This is a genomic window from Ectobacillus sp. OTK, assembly GCF_059698935.1.
Genome location: NZ_AP048547.1, coordinates 2,002,501 through 2,017,500 on the forward strand (window position 1 = coordinate 2,002,501; position 15,000 = coordinate 2,017,500).

At 42.6% G+C, this 15,000-nt stretch carries 11 protein-coding genes, 3 rRNA genes and 2 pseudogenes (2 of these 16 cut by a window edge); 13 read left to right on the forward strand and 3 right to left on the reverse strand.

What is annotated here, in order from left to right; all coding sequences use genetic code 11:
* The 7 genes from AC6HZ4_RS09720 to AC6HZ4_RS09750 all read left to right on the forward strand — a co-directional run.
* Positions 1–43 (forward strand): 23S ribosomal RNA (locus AC6HZ4_RS09720) (it extends 2,883 nt beyond the left edge of the window).
* Between the two features lie 58 nt (positions 44–101).
* A 5S ribosomal RNA gene (gene rrf / locus AC6HZ4_RS09725) occupies positions 102–217 on the forward strand.
* Positions 218–474: 257 nt separating this feature from the next.
* Complete coding sequence (locus tag AC6HZ4_RS09730; RefSeq protein WP_497494783.1) at positions 475–1,452, forward strand: NAD(P)H-dependent flavin oxidoreductase; 978 nt, start codon at positions 475–477, stop codon at positions 1,450–1,452.
* Positions 1,453–1,715: 263 nt separating this feature from the next.
* Positions 1,716–2,948, forward strand: coding sequence for a Zn-dependent hydrolase (locus tag AC6HZ4_RS09735; protein WP_497494785.1), 1,233 nt, complete (start codon positions 1,716–1,718; stop codon positions 2,946–2,948).
* 114 nt (positions 2,949–3,062) lie between these two features.
* On the forward strand, positions 3,063–3,491 hold the full coding sequence (locus tag AC6HZ4_RS09740; protein ID WP_497494787.1) for a GNAT family N-acetyltransferase: 429 nt from the start codon (positions 3,063–3,065) through the stop codon (positions 3,489–3,491).
* A gap of 94 nt (positions 3,492–3,585) precedes the next feature.
* Positions 3,586–4,374 (forward strand): alpha/beta hydrolase, encoded by a 789-nt coding sequence (locus tag AC6HZ4_RS09745; protein WP_497494788.1) that lies wholly within the window; start codon positions 3,586–3,588, stop codon positions 4,372–4,374.
* Between the two features lie 273 nt (positions 4,375–4,647).
* A complete protein-coding gene (locus AC6HZ4_RS09750) occupies positions 4,648–6,222 on the forward strand; it encodes a peptide chain release factor 3 (RefSeq protein ID WP_497494790.1) in 1,575 nt (524 codons plus the stop codon).
* Positions 6,223–6,387: 165 nt separating this feature from the next.
* Here the strand turns inward: AC6HZ4_RS09750 and AC6HZ4_RS09755 are convergent.
* Positions 6,388–6,936 (reverse strand): annotated as a pseudogene (locus AC6HZ4_RS09755) (helix-turn-helix domain-containing protein); the annotation flags it as partial.
* Between AC6HZ4_RS09755 and AC6HZ4_RS09760 the strand changes: the two are divergent.
* Positions 6,935–7,132, forward strand: a pseudogene (locus AC6HZ4_RS09760) (ThuA domain-containing protein); the annotation flags it as partial. The pseudogenes AC6HZ4_RS09755 and AC6HZ4_RS09760 overlap by 2 nt on opposite strands.
* Positions 7,133–7,155: 23 nt before the next feature.
* Positions 7,156–8,202, forward strand: coding sequence for a Gfo/Idh/MocA family protein (locus AC6HZ4_RS09765; protein ID WP_497494792.1), 1,047 nt, complete (start codon positions 7,156–7,158; stop codon positions 8,200–8,202).
* 100 nt (positions 8,203–8,302) lie between these two features.
* Here the strand turns inward: AC6HZ4_RS09765 and AC6HZ4_RS09770 are convergent, their stop codons facing one another.
* Positions 8,303–8,692 carry a YybH family protein gene (locus AC6HZ4_RS09770; protein ID WP_497494793.1) on the reverse strand — a complete coding sequence of 130 codons (390 nt, stop codon included), beginning with the start codon at positions 8,690–8,692 and terminating at the stop codon, positions 8,303–8,305.
* Positions 8,693–9,061: 369 nt separating this feature from the next.
* On the opposite strand from AC6HZ4_RS09770, the gene AC6HZ4_RS09775 reads away from it, so the two are divergent.
* The 3 genes from AC6HZ4_RS09775 to AC6HZ4_RS09785 all read left to right on the forward strand — a co-directional run bounded on the left by AC6HZ4_RS09775 (position 9,062) and on the right by AC6HZ4_RS09785 (position 12,889).
* Positions 9,062–9,754 carry a response regulator transcription factor gene (locus AC6HZ4_RS09775; protein ID WP_497494794.1) on the forward strand — a complete coding sequence of 231 codons (693 nt, stop codon included), beginning with the start codon at positions 9,062–9,064 and terminating at the stop codon, positions 9,752–9,754.
* The gene (locus AC6HZ4_RS09780) at positions 9,732–11,939 is read left to right on the forward strand and encodes a HAMP domain-containing sensor histidine kinase (RefSeq protein WP_497494795.1); all 2,208 of its coding nucleotides are present in this window, start codon (positions 9,732–9,734) and stop codon (positions 11,937–11,939) included. The genes AC6HZ4_RS09775 and AC6HZ4_RS09780 overlap by 23 nt, the downstream gene beginning before the upstream one ends.
* 284 nt (positions 11,940–12,223) lie before the next feature.
* Positions 12,224–12,889, forward strand: a complete 666-nt coding sequence (locus tag AC6HZ4_RS09785; protein WP_497494796.1) for a VOC family protein — start codon at positions 12,224–12,226, stop codon at positions 12,887–12,889.
* A 55-nt stretch (positions 12,890–12,944) separates the two neighbouring features.
* Here AC6HZ4_RS09785 and AC6HZ4_RS09790 read toward each other — a convergent pair whose 3' ends face one another.
* Positions 12,945–13,976 carry an LLM class flavin-dependent oxidoreductase gene (locus tag AC6HZ4_RS09790; RefSeq protein ID WP_497494797.1) on the reverse strand — a complete coding sequence of 344 codons (1,032 nt, stop codon included), beginning with the start codon at positions 13,974–13,976 and terminating at the stop codon, positions 12,945–12,947.
* Between the two features lie 446 nt (positions 13,977–14,422).
* On the opposite strand from AC6HZ4_RS09790, the gene AC6HZ4_RS09795 reads away from it, so the two are divergent.
* Positions 14,423–15,000 (forward strand): 16S ribosomal RNA (locus AC6HZ4_RS09795) (it continues 961 nt past the right edge of the window).

Here is a 15,000-nt window from a genome sequence, read left to right on the forward strand (position 1 = left end):
CACGTGCAGCTGACAGATACTAATCGATCGAGGGCTTAATCATAATTACACAGCACAGCGTGTTATCTAGTTTTGAGGGAATATCCTTCAAACCAAATAGGTCTAGTGATGATGGCGAAGAGGCCACACCCGTTCCCATACCGAACACGGAAGTTAAGCTCTTCAGCGCCGATGGTAGTTGGGGGTTTCCCCCTGTGAGAGTAGGACGTCGCTAGGCAAATTAAAACCCTTTTGCACCAAGCAGAAGGGTTTTTATGTGTTCTTTTTTAATTTCCTCCGTCTGTTTCATTGTAATAGTAATTATGCATGTACAGAATTCTATATATTATTTACTTTTTTATAAAATCGCCCTTAAATTGTGATATTTTTCACATGAAGATATCTCCAAATGTGGGATAATGAGAAAGAAAAAGGAATGGTTTTCATTCTGTACTTGTGCTGTAAGGAAGAACCATTCACTTCATATCATCATTCATGAAATGGGGTATTTTTTTGAAGTTTCCACAACTACAAATTGGGCATATGGCCCCAAGAGTTCCTATCTTACAAGGAGGGATGGGAGTAGGGATTTCCTTGAGCGGACTTTCAGCTGCTGTCGCGAATGCAGGGGGAATTGGTATTATTTCAGGTACGGGCATTTCTATTGAGGAAATGAAGGCTCATATTCGTAAAACGAGAACGTTAACAAAAGGAAAGGGATATGTTGGGGTAAATGTGCTATTTGCGATGAAGGATTTTGCCGAGAAAATGAAGGCTGCCATAGAAGAAAAGGTAGACTTCATTATTTCGGGAGCAGGTATTTCGAGGGATATGTATGCATGGGGAAAAAATGCTGGGGTGCCGGTCATCTCAATTGTTTCTTCTGCAAAGCTGGCCAAGGTTTCTGAAAGATTAGGCGCAGCCGCCGTTGTGGTAGAGGGCTGTGAAGCGGGCGGTCATCTGGGAACGGACAGACCTTTATTTGACATTCTTCCAGAGATAGTAGAGGCTGTGAAAATTCCTGTGATTGCTGCTGGAGGTATTTTAACAGGTGAGGACCTCGCAAAAGCACTCAAGGCGGGAGCCTCCGGTGTTCAAATGGGAACCCGTTTTGTAGCTAGTGAGGAATGTGATGCGCCTCTATCGTTTAAACAGAAATATATAAATGCACAAGAGTGCGATATGATACTGCTGAAAACAACGGTCGGATTGCATGGACGAGCCATTAAAAATCAATTTACTGAGCTAATTAGCAGTGTGGAGAAGGTGAAAATTGCTAAGTGCCATGATTGTCTGAAAAACTGTTCGTATCGATTCTGTACATTGGATTCCTTGCTAAAATCAGTTAGCGGAGATGTTGAGAATGGATTGGTTTTCGCAGGAGCAAGGGTGCATGAGATTAAAGATATTTTGCTGGTGCAGAAAATCATTGATAATATTATGGAAGAATACAGGAGAACAATGGTTAGATAGGGATTATACATATAAAGAGCTGTAATCCATAGGTAAACATAATATGGAGCGGCTATGAAAAATCAGGCTGTAATGTTTGAGCAAGTAGTTAAATATGAAACTGCTTGCTTTTTTATTTTTGCTTTATGAAATGAATGCAAGATAATCTCACAAATAGGCAGGATTCTTCCATTTTTTGTGTAATAATTTTCAAGACATGAAACAGTCACCAAAGAAGGACATGCCTTATATTATCCTGCATATTTGGAAAGGGAGTGTTCAAGATGCAACGGCAAAAGGTATTAATTAACGGTGAGAGATTACGAAATGAATTGGAGCGCTTTGCGAATTACGGCCGTACAGAAAATAATGGAGTGACGAGATTATCGTTATCTGAGGAAGACCGCGCCGTCCGGGATTACTTTTGCGATTGCTGTAAAGAGTTAGGCATGTCTATTCAAGTCGATGATATGGGATGTATCTATGCGACACTGGAGGGCGCAGAGGATCAGCCTCCTATCATGCTCGGATCGCATCTAGATACGGTGAAAAAGGGCGGCCGCTTTGACGGAGTGTTAGGTGTTGTGGCTGGTTTAGAGGTTGTAAGAACATTAGTTGAGAACAATATAAAGCCGCGTGTTCCAATTACGATTGTTAATTTTACGAACGAGGAAGGTGCTAGATTCGAGCCTTCTATGATGGCATCGGGCGTGCTTTCGGGGAAATTCGAAAAATCGGTAATGCTGAAAAAAACGGATACTGCCGGGATTACGTTTGAAGAAGCCCTGCAAGCAATCGGGTATGCAGGCGAAGCGAAAAACCGCTTAAAAGAGGCAACAGCCTTTTTAGAATTACATATTGAGCAAGGGCCGATTTTGGAGAAAGAAAATATTACAATCGGAGTTGTTGAATGTGTAGTCGGCATGGTGTGCTATGAAATTGAGGTGACCGGCGAGTCCAATCATGCAGGGACGACGCCGATGCAGATGAGAAAGGATGCTTTATTCGCTGCGAATAATCTGATTTCGGAAATCCGCCAACGATTAGGAGCGATCGATGATGAGTTAGTGTATACAATCGGCCGGATGAACGTGTTTCCGAATATCCATACGGTCATTCCGAATAAGGTTGTATTTACTTTAGAGGCACGGCATAAAAATCCAGATATGATCAGCTCTGTTGAAGAAGTGATACAAGGGCTGCCGCAGTCCATAGCGAAGGCGGATTGCGAAGTGAAAGCGGTCAAGCTATGGGATCGGGATACGGTTTGGTTTGATAAGAATGCTTGCAATGCGCTTGAGCAGTCAGCAGAGTCTTTAGGATATTCCCATAAAAGAATGGTGAGCGGCGCGGGACATGATGCCCAGTTTATTGCGAGCCTTGTGCCGACTGCCATGCTGTTTGTGCCAAGTGTAAATGGACAAAGTCATTGCGAGGAAGAACTGACAGCGTGGGAGGATTGTGAAAAGGGAGTTAACGTGCTCCTGGAAACGGTTTTAACATTGTTATCTAAGTAGGTACTATTATCTAAAGATGAAGGATAAAGGCAGCCTGCAATTGGCTGCCTTTTATTGCTATATTAGTTGCTTGTAAAGCATTGAGTAGGACAAAAGGAGAGGGAGCGGATAGGTATGGTTGAGATTAAAGAATTGCTTACGGAGCAGCAATGGCTAGAAGCCTTTCCTGTAATGAAACAGCTGCGTACACATCTGGATGAAACAAGCTATGTCGAGCTCATTCAGCAAGCGGTTGAGAGCGAGGGTTATAAGCTGTTTGCGCTATTTGAGAAGGATACAATTGTTGCAGCAGTAGGCTTTATGCCGATGATTACGCTGTATAACGGTAAATTCATTTGGGTGTGTGATTTAGTTACGGATGCCGGGCATCGCAGCAAAGGATATGGTCAGCAGCTGTTGTCTTATGTGGAAAATTGGTCGAGGGAACATGGATATGGCATTGTGTCGCTGTCATCAGGCTTGCAACGGATTGATGCACACCGGTTTTATAAGGAAAAGCTTCAGTATGATAAAGTGAGCTATGTATTTTTAAAAAGGGTTTAGGTGCAAAAAAGAGGAATACAAGTCTACTTGTGGAAATAGAAAAAGGTTCATCGAATAATCGAACTTAATTCATCGTTCTGAAGGGATGGTCACAGTGGCACTCATTCAATGTCAGTTTTATTCCGAGGTTTTGAATTTAAGTACATCTATGACAGTTATATTGCCGCAGCAAACGACAACACAAATTGGCATGCAAAATAAAATAACAGGTGGTAAGCATCAGACATTATATTTGCTTCACGGTTTGAGCGATGATGATACCATTTGGACGAGAAGAACATCGATTGAGAGATATGTTGCGCCTCTTGGATTAGCTGTTGTCATGCCGCAGGTTCACCATAGCTTTTATACAGATATGAAGTACGGTAACAAATATTGGACATTCTTAACGGAAGAGCTTCCGTTCATTGCCAGATCGTTTTTTCCGCTATCAGTTGCAAGGGAGGATAATTTTGTTGCGGGGCTTTCCATGGGTGGGTATGGAGCATTCAAATGGGCATTAAATCGCCCTGAACAAATCAGCGCTGCTGCTAGTTTATCGGGAGCGGTAGATATTGTAAGCCTCATTAATCGACCAGATAGAGAGGAACTTTTCCATTTGATTTATGGAGATGAAGATGTAGCTGGAACAGAGCATGATTTATTTTCAGTTGTAGAAAAAACGCATAGAAATGAACAAAAGCCGATCTTATATCAATGCTGCGGCACAGAGGACTTTTTATATAAAGACAATATTCGTTTTAAGGAGATGTGCGAGAAGACAAATTACAATTTGACTACGGATTTTGGACCTGGCGATCATGAATGGGGATATTGGGATCGGACTATACAAGATGTATTAGCGTGGCTCCCTCTAAAGAATCAATCATTGAATAAAGTCTAAATATGGTTTTTTATCTGAATCAGGTTTATGAGAAGCCCGCGTCGTTTGTACGCGGCTTTTTTCATACAGCAAATACATGGCGTCTAAAAACAAATACAAAAAGGAGGGTACTTCTTCTTTTTGTATGTATGATGTACAATAGAACATGGTCTCTTGCTTTACAACATAACAAATAGACATGATTGATATCCATAGCGGTAAGAATCATGTATTGTTAGATAAGATTATTCTTTATATATTTTTGCATACATGATGCTTGAAAGGACTTTTTCTATGACAAATGAACAAAAACATGAACTGACTTCACGCCGAACCTTTGCGATTATTTCGCATCCGGATGCTGGAAAAACGACGCTGACGGAGAAGCTGTTGCTGCTCGGAGGCACAATTCGTTCGGCAGGGACGGTAAAGGCAAAAAAATCTGGAAAGTACGCAACCTCGGACTGGATGGAAATTGAGAAGCAAAGGGGAATTTCCGTTACGTCGAGTGTGATGCAGTTTTTCTATCGTGATCATCACGTAAATATTGTTGATACACCGGGACACCAAGATTTCAGTGAGGATACGTACCGGACGTTAACGGCTGTAGACAGCGCTGTGATGGTAATTGACGGAACGAAAGGGATTGAAGCGCAGACGCTGAAGCTATTTAAGGTGTGCCGTATGCGGGGAATCCCAATTTTAACCTTTATTAATAAGCTCGACCGTGAAGGAAGGGAGCCGCTCGAGCTGCTGCAGGAAATTGAGGATGTGCTTGGCATTGAATCCTATCCTGCGACATGGCCGATCGGTATGGGGAAACGATTTCAAGGAACGTATGACCGATTTGAGAAGAAAATTGAAGTATACCGGGGCAATGAAGAGTCCGTATTTGTTGATTTCGACGGCGAGAATGTTACAGAGGAGTTAACAAAATATATCGATCCTGCGGTCATTCCGTCCTTAATAGACGAGCTGACGTTAATCAATGAGGCGGGGAATGAATTCTCGATTGAAAAGGTGAAAAACGGAACGTTAACACCTGTATTTTTTGGGAGTGCCATCGCCAATTTCGGTGTACAATCATTCTTTAACTCCTTTTTAAATTTAACATCGCCTCCGCAGTCGAGAATGTCTTCAAACGGTGAGATTGCGATTGATTATCCGCATTTTTCTGGATTTGTTTTCAAAATACAGGCGAATATGAACCCGGCTCATCGCGATCGAATTGCATTCGTACGTGTCTGCTCAGGAAAATTCGAGCGCGGCATGACGGTTACTCTTCCTCGTACAGGCAGAAAAATTAAATTAGGACAATCTCAGCAGTTTTTAGCCTCTGACCGGGAAACGGTGGAGGAAGCGTACCCTGGTGATATCATCGGCTTATATGATTCCGGTACGTATCAAATTGGAGATACGATAATCGGAGGGGGATCGATGTTTCAGTTTGAAGCATTGCCGAAATTCCCGCCGGAGCTATTTCGTAAGGTGAGAGCGAAAAATGCGATGAAGCATAAGCACTTTGATAAAGGGATGACGCAGCTTGTGCAAGAGGGAGCGGTGCAGCTTTACCGCACGCCGTTTTTTGGAGACTATATTTTAGGCGCGGTCGGCGAGCTGCAGTTCCAGGTGTTTGAATACCGCATGAAGGCAGAGTATGGTGTAGATCTTGAATTTACATCCATGCTGCACAATAGTGCAAGGTGGATTTCAAAGGATGATGTGAAAAACATTAAAACCGATTCCCGCGCAATGCTTGTAGAGGATTTGGACGGCAATCCTGTTCTGTTGTTTGAAAATGATTTTGTGCTTCGAACGTTTACTGATAAGTATCCGGATGTGAAGCTAAGCACGATTTTTGAAGGATAATATAAAGAAATCCTTTAAAAAGAATTGAACTCGGCTTGTAGACGAAGGGAGATTTCCAATGTCTACACGCTTTTTTTGTACAATGGAGATACGCAATTTTATTATTGGTGAAGACTAGAGGCTGACTCAAAAGAAAGAGCACAGCCTCTTTCTTTTGAGAAGCTGTTACAAAGCTTCCGCCGCAACTCCAGATTCGTTTCGCATACGCTGTTTGAATTCCTTGGGCGAGCACCCGTTATGCCGCTTGAAAAGCTTATAGAACTGAGCCATGTTTGAGATACCGACTTCGTAGCTCACATCCGTAATACTCAGTTCACTCGTCAGCAGTAAACACTCAGCTTGCTTGATTCGCTTATAGTTGACATAATCCACGAAAGAAACACCCATGGTTTTTTTGAAATATTTTATAAAATAGTGATAGCTTAAATTCAGCAACGCGCAGGCATCTTCTACGGCAATTTTATCCTGTAGATGAGCGTCCACATAATCAAGTACTGGTTTTAATCGATTTAAGCCAGCTTCCTCCGTATAGTTTAGTACATTTCGCGTATCACTTCTTAACATTAGCAGCATTAGTTTTTTGATGGCAGAGCTAATGGCGATCTCGTAGCCCTTTCCACGTGTTTGTGATTCTTTAAAGATTTCCATAACGAGGGTATATGCTTCGTGTTTTGCAGCTTCATTTTGATCAAATATATAGTTCAGTTCATCCAGCGGCTGCACTTATACGCGCGGTAACGGAAAGGTATTTTATTTCAGACCAGGGCATGAAACATATCCAACGTATCATAACAAAGATATTCAACGAGTGATTGTGAATGCGGTGAAATGGGCTCAGCCTGTACAGCGCAATCATCCAGTCTACGGAAATGCAAAGCCGTTAGAAAAAATCGCGGTAAAAGTATACTAATTGATTATCTGAGGGGGAAAACGATGGGAACTTTAAAAGTAGGCGTAATTGGCTGCGGGAGTATTGCTCAGCATCGTCATTTACCAGAGTATGCATGCAATCAACATGTAGAGCTTGTAGCAGTTTGTGATAGCAATCAAGAACGTGCGAATAAAGTAGCTGAAAAATATGGGGTAAAAGCGTATACAAGCTATGAAGAGCTATTACAAAGCGGTGAAGTAGAAGCAGTGAGTGTATGTACACCAAACTATCTTCATGCGCCAATCTCTATCGCTGCCTTACATGCAGGGGTACATGTTTTATGCGAAAAGCCGATGGCAACTTCAAAGGAAGAAGCAGAGGCTATGATTGAAGCGGCTGAAAAAAGCGGCAAAACATTAATGATTGCACATAATCAACGTTTTGTTCCGTCTCATCAAAAGGCACGGCAGCTGATTGAAAACGGTGAAATCGGAAAGATTTACAGCTTCCGTACCGCGTTTGGCCATGGCGGACCAGAAGGATGGAGTGTAGAGGGCAAAGAAGGCTGGTTCTTCCAAAAAGAAAAGGCGTTCGTTGGCGCGATGGGTGATCTCGGCGTTCATAAAACGGACCTGCTTCGCTATTTGCTTGGAGAAGAAATTACAGAAGTGGGTGCATTTGTAGAAACAAGCGCAAAGGATTTTGTGGATGTAGATGATAATGCGGTTTGTGTACTGAAAACAGAAAGCGGGATTATCGGTACGCTTGCGGCAAGCTGGGCGTATGTCAGCAAGGAAGATAACTCAACGATTATTTATGGCGAAAAAGCGATTCTTCGTTTAGAGGATGATCCAACCTATTCCTTAGTGGTGCAATATGCAACTGGAGAGGTTGTGAATTATCAGCTTGGTAAGATTCAGTCTAATGCAGAAGGCGGTCAAAATAATTCTCATGTTGTGGAGCAATTTGTGGACTCTGTTCTTTATGATAAAGAACCGCTGGTTAGTGGAGCAGAAGGCATGAAATCATTGGAAGTCATTCTGGCAGCACTCAAATCAAGTGAAACAAAACAAATTGTTAGTATAAAAGCAGCAGTTACAGTGGAGTAACAAAAAATTTTGTATAGAAATTGTGGGTGTTGGCAATCTTGGCTAGGTTGTCAACACCCGCTGTTTTTTATATATCACTTTAAGGGAATAGCCTTCATGTCTACTTATTGATTAAGTCCGTACCATACGAGTTATCGATCGCACATAGCCATTCACCTTGTGAACTTTTCTTAAATACATATGTTGCCCTTCTATCCATAGAATATTCCGAATCCTTTTTATCGGCAGCAAGCAGAGTTTGGGAAAGGACTAGCGCAGTATCCCCAGTTTCTAAAATAATCATGTCCCCCTGCGTTGGTACAAGACTGTTATTGAAATATTTTGCAATTGCTATAAATGCTTTTTTGATTTCCTCTTTACCTCGCGCAATCATTCCAGGCTTTACAACCAAAATTGCATCATCAGTATAGTAATTCATTAGCGTATCAAAATCTTCCTGCTTGATTGCAGTGTCACACTTCTTGATAAACTCTTTTAATTCATGTTCCATGATATATCCCCCCTAAGCTATTAATATCTATATTCCTATGATTTTACCATATGTAGGTAAATAATATATCTTTTTATTGACGTCCCATTATACAAACCTCGTTTTTTCTATTGAAATATCGGCTGTAATTTATTAAAAATAGGACTCTGTAGATTTATCCCGTTCTCGTTAATTCCATCAATTCAATCATGAATATCCACGAAGTCCGTTTTTGGCCATTTGTTCATTCAATCAGTAATGTTTAGAGCTAATCCATATTTAAGAATTTGTTAAGAAATATATAAACGAACTGTTAAGAAACGCTGTTTATAATGAAGGTAATTCAGGGGAATTCCCATATGCTATACTTTTGAAGGGAGAGTGAGACAAATGAATCAGTTCAATGTGCTAGTTGTAGATGATGAACAAGAAATCCGAGATGCCATCGAGATTTACTTAAAGAACGAAGGCATCAAAGTGCTAAAGGCACATGACGGCATGGAGGCGCTTGAACTATTGCATGAGCATGAGATTCATCTTATTGTGCTCGATGTGATGATGCCGCGTCTTGACGGAATTGCAACAACCTTTAAAATACGAGAGCAAAAAAATATCCCGATTATCATCCTTAGCGCCAAAAGTGAGGATACAGACAAAATTCTTGGGCTGCAGGTTGGCGCAGATGATTATGTAACAAAGCCGTTTAACCCGCTTGAACTCATTGCGCGGGTCAAATCACAGCTGAGACGATACGTCACCCTGGGGATGTATGAAGGGAAACCAAAAGTAATTGATCTAAACGGTCTGACCTTGGATCAGGAGGCAAAGGAAGTACAGCTTCATGGAGAGACAGTAAAATTTACACCGATGGAATACAAAATTGTAGAATTGCTGATGACGCATGCTGGCCGCGTGTTTTCCATTCATGAAATTTACGAACGGGTCTGGAAGGAGCATGCGTTTAATCCTGAAAATACAGTAGCGGTTCACATTCGGAAAATTCGCGAAAAAATTGAGATTGATCCGAAGAATCCAAGATATGTAAAGGTGGTGTGGGGTGTTGGCTATAAAATGGAAAAATAGGACTGTGTTAATTGTCTGGCTTCTTTTATTTACGTTCGGATTGAGCGGTGTAATGGCAGCTCTGCTTGATGGAAACATCTATACAAGTAAGAGTTATTTTCAGCGGGAAGGGTTTGAAGGAGAGGTAAGTCAGTATATTGACTTATTAAGCAAGCTTCAGCTGAGCAACGCCTCAAAGGAAGAAGCAAAGAAGAATATTACTGTTTCTACGGAGGAAATTAACGAGCATCGCTACCGCTATGGTGATTTGTCTGCGCAAACTTCCAATATAAAAGGGCAATATGAGACGAAGATTCAAGAAGCGATTGCAGCGGATAATCAGACGGCAGCAAACCTATATATTGCGGAGCGGGATAAAAAAATTGAGGATATTACAAAAAATTTCACAGATGATGAGCATGTACGGCAGAAGATTGTAAAGGAAAAGGAAGCAGCGATCGATAAATATTATGAAGGGCTTGAGCAGGAACGTACTCAACTCAATAGCTATAACAGTGCTTTTAAATATTATTTGCAGGATACTGCGACAGGGACAGTCTATACGAATTTGGATGTGACGAATGAGGCATCGGCAAAGAAGCTGCTCAGCGAGAAGGATATGCTGTTTCTTCAAACATATTCCGAAAGCAGCCCTTTAGGCCCGAGTGAGTATTATGCGGAACAATATGAGGGAATGGAACCATTGCTCGTACAAAAAACAGGTACGTTTACAGGACTTATTGCAGTGCCGAAATGGGCGGATGAAGCGAGTGCTGTGATGATCAGTGCGAAGCAATATAAGGAACAGCAAAAAGTATTTTTTATCTACACCATCGCGGGGCTTGCCGCGTTTGTATGCAGCTTATATGTCTATAAACGAGCCCGCATTCATCAGATGATTCAGGAACAGAAATGGGTAGTATACTACGGTCAGATTCCTATTGATATAAGAATAGCATTCTTTTTATTCAGTGCCTTGCTTGCCCTTGTGTATGCAGTAGGGAACCGAAGTAACTATTACAGCATGGAATATGTGATGATTCAAAGGCAGGTGATAGAGCTTATAATTACAGCGATTTTCGTTATTATTGCGATGGTGCAAGGAGTGCTGCTGCGGGAGGAACTAAAAGCTGGGCCGTCTATAGAGGAAACGTGGAAAAGCACGCTTCTATATAAGATGTATGAAACGCTGAAGCAAGCGTTCCTGATTCGTAAAGTCGGAACACAAATCATAATTGTATTAGCAATTGTCTTTTTACTTGGGGCTGGGCTGCTGATCGTAGGTGCCCAACCTGAGCTGATTATACTGTATATACCATTTTGTCTGGCAGTTGGGATTCCCCTGTTTATCATGATCATGAAGCAAATGGCATATTTGAACCGCATTCTCCTTAGCACAAACGAGCTCGCGGAGGGGAAATTAGGTCAGGATTTGCCTGTAAAAGGAAAAACCGCGCTTGCTACGCTTGCCAGCAACATTAATACATTAAAAAGCAATGTGAAGGTGTCACAAAAGGAGCAGGCAAAAAGCGAACGGCTGAAAACAGAGCTTATTACAAACGTCAGCCATGACCTGCGAACGCCGCTTACTTCTATTATAACGTATACAAATCTATTAAAAACGCAGGAGCTTGAAGCTGAGGATCGCGATGCATACATTGAAATTATTGATCGCAAATCAAAACGCTTAAAGGTACTGATTGATGACTTATTTGAAGCATCGAAAATGGCAAGCGGCAGCGTTGAACTTACGACAGAAAAGGTCGACCTTGTGCAGCTTCTGCAGCAGGCTCTTGCTGAGCATGACGAAACAATCCAGCAATCGACGCTGCAATTTCGCGTCACTCATTCTCAGCCGCATGTATATGCAATCGTTGATGGTCCGAAAATATGGCGGGTATTTGATAATGTGATCGGGAACATTTTAAAATATTCACTAGAACATACGAGAGTGTACATCTCGACGGTTCGATTAGCGGATAAAGCTGTAATCACATTTAAAAATGTTTCTAAATATGAGCTTGGCGGCAATACAGACGAGCTGTTTGAACGCTTTAAGCGCGGCGATACATCCAGACATACAGAGGGATCGGGACTTGGACTTGCGATTGCGAAGTCGATTGTGGATCTTCATGACGGCAGTTTCGAGATTGAGGCAGACGGGGATTTATTTAAGGTGACGGTTTCATTGGATGCGGTGGAATAAAGGCGGGGCCCTCGGTGAATTGCCGAGGGTCTTTTTTGTCTCTCTATGTCTTCTATATATAGAGAAGTTTTTTTGCGCGAAAAGTTTGCTTTTCTGATTGGGCTGCGAGAATGCAGTGAATTTTGCGTTTGGATTGGCATATCCGGAAGTAATCCTTCATATATTATTAGGCTAGAGCAGGTGCCATATTCATACATCATATGCATAAGAAAGCAGGTCACATAGCATGGCATCGAGAATAAGGAGTGCACATAGTTTATTTTAGATTTGGTGGGGGGAGTAATGTGAGATTTGAAAAAATCATATTGCTTACAGAGAAGCTTGAGGAAATGCGCGAGTTTTACACTAAAACACTCGGACTTGCGCTCATTCATGGAAGTGCGGAGGAGTTTACAGTAGCAATTGGTTTTACGGATGTGTCATTTCGAAAAGCAAGTACAGGATGCGCACCGTTTTATCATTTTGCAATCAATATACCGAGAAACCAAATGAGAGAAGCGAAGGGATGGACTACTTCTAAGGTAAAGCTAAATACGGAGGATGGACGGGAGGAAATATTTTTCAAATCCTGGAATGCAGAAGCAATCTATTTTGAAGATCCAGCCGGGAATATCGTCGAGTTTATTGCACGGCATAATTTGAAGAATGAAGCAGAGGGGACGTTTACCTCACAAAGCTTCATAAATGTGAGCGAGATTGGGATTGTGACGGAGGATGTCGCTTCGCTTGCACATGCAATGAATCGCTTAGGCATTCCGGATTGGCGTGACGGCGAAGAAGGATTTGCGCCTGTCGGAGATGAGGAAGGGCTGTTTATCATTGTAAAAAACAAACGGCGCTGGTATTTTTCTAAGAGAAAGGCAGGCATGTATCCTCTTATTGTAAAGGTTCAGGGGTTAGGGACACTGGAGTTTAAGGATGACGGGAGATTTTTTCTAAACGAGCAGTAAACTTAATACAAAAAGGACTGAGCCGGTTTACTGTGCTCAGTCTTTGTGTCCTAAATCAAGCGTTATGCTTTCTTCCTGTAACCTCAGCGACAATCTCATAGGAGCGGAGACGCGCGTTATGGTCAAAGGTTTGAGAGGTAATAATCATTTCATCTGCCTCGGTACGGTCCAAAAATCTTTGCAGCTTTTCTTTCACTGTTTCAGGACTTCCAACGACTGAAGTCGCAAGCCGTTGCTGCAGAGCTGCTTTTTCATGCTCAGTTAGGGAGCTTTCCAAATTTTCTACCGGAGGCGGCAGTTGGCCTGGATTGTTTCGAAGCAGATTTAAGAACATTTGCTGCATCGAGGTTGCCAGCAGCTGTGCTTCTTCGTCTGTATCTGCTGCAACAACGTTCAGGCCGACCATAGCATACGGCTTGTCTAATGTGTCGGAAGGACGGAAGTTACGGCGGTATAAATCGAGCGCCGGTAATGTATACTCTGGTGAGAAGTGGCTCGCAAAGGCAAACGGCAAACCGAGCTGCCCGGCTAATTGTGCGCTAAAGCCGCTTGAGCCTAATAACCAAATTGGGATATTTAGACCTTCTCCCGGAATTGCCCGTACATATTTACTTCCAGAAAAGGTTTCTGGGTCAAAATAGGCACGAAGCTCAGCCAGCTGCTCTGGAAAATCCTCGCCCCCCATTCTGTTTTCCTTGCGCAGAGCACGGGCGGTTAGTTGATCAGTACCTGGGGCCCGGCCGAGACCAAGATCAATGCGTCCTGGAAATAAAGATTCTAATGTGCCAAATTGCTCTGCAATGACCAATGGTGAATGATTCGGCAGCATAATTCCACCAGATCCGACCCGGATGGTTGAAGTACCGGCCGCCACATGACCGATTACGACAGCTGTAGCAGAGCTGGCAATGCCGGGCATATTATGATGTTCGGCAAGCCAGTAGCGGTTGTATCCCCATTTTTCAGCGTGGCGAGCAAGATCAAGCGTATTTTTTAAAGAATCAGCCGCGGTACCACCGGCGATAATGGGTGAAAGGTCAAGCACGGAAAACTGGATATCCTGAAGTTGCTTTGTATTTACAGACATATGTTCAGCTTCTTTCTTTACGGAATGATAGTTGATTAGAATAGGAACATTCTATATGTGACTGTTCCTCAAAATTTATTGTATCAATTGTTTACAGCAGCTCAAAATATAATGCTTTGCCTTCGAGCATATTAGAGAGGAGAAGGAGAGTGTACGAACTCTTTTTTCAAATAATAAGGACATATAAGGAGGAGTTTAGATGGTATGCATATTTCATAAAATTCCCATCTGTAATAGGGTTGTTTTATGACAGGAGGCATGTTATATTATATTTCCGCCGCTGATAAGACATACAAACAGCGGCTAAGAAAAAATAAAAAAACATGTTTACAAAGCGAAACATGTTTGGTATATTAATAAAGTCGCTTTTGAGCGACAGACAAGTTCTTTGAAAACTGAACAAAACACAAAACGTCAATTTTTATTTATGAAGCTAGACAAACACTTTTATGGAGAGTTTGATCCTGGCTCAGGATGAACGCTGGCGGCGTGCCTAATACATGCAAGTCGAGCGAGGTTCTTCGGAACCTAGCGGCGGACGGGTGAGTAACACGTGGGTAACCTGCCTGTAAGACTGGGATAACTTCGGGAAACCGAAGCTAATACCGGATACTTTTTCGCATCGCATGATGTGAAATGGAAAGGCGGCCTTTGGCTGTCGCTTACAGATGGACCCGCGGCGCATTAGCTAGTTGGTGAGGTAACGGCTCACCAAGGCGACGATGCGTAGCCGACCTGAGAGGGTGATCGGCCACACTGGGACTGAGACACGGCCCAGACTCCTACGGGAGGCAGCAGTAGGGAATCTTCGGCAATGGGCGAAAGCCTGACCGAGCAACGCCGCGTGAGCGATGAAGGCCTTCGGGTCGTAAAGCTCTGTTGTTAAGGAAGAACAAGTGCGAGAGTAACTGCTCGTACCTTGACGGTACTTAACGAGAAAGCCACGGCTAACTACGTGCCAGCAGCCGCGGTAATACGTAGGTGGCGAGCGTTATCCGGAATTATTGGGCGTAAAGCGCGCGCA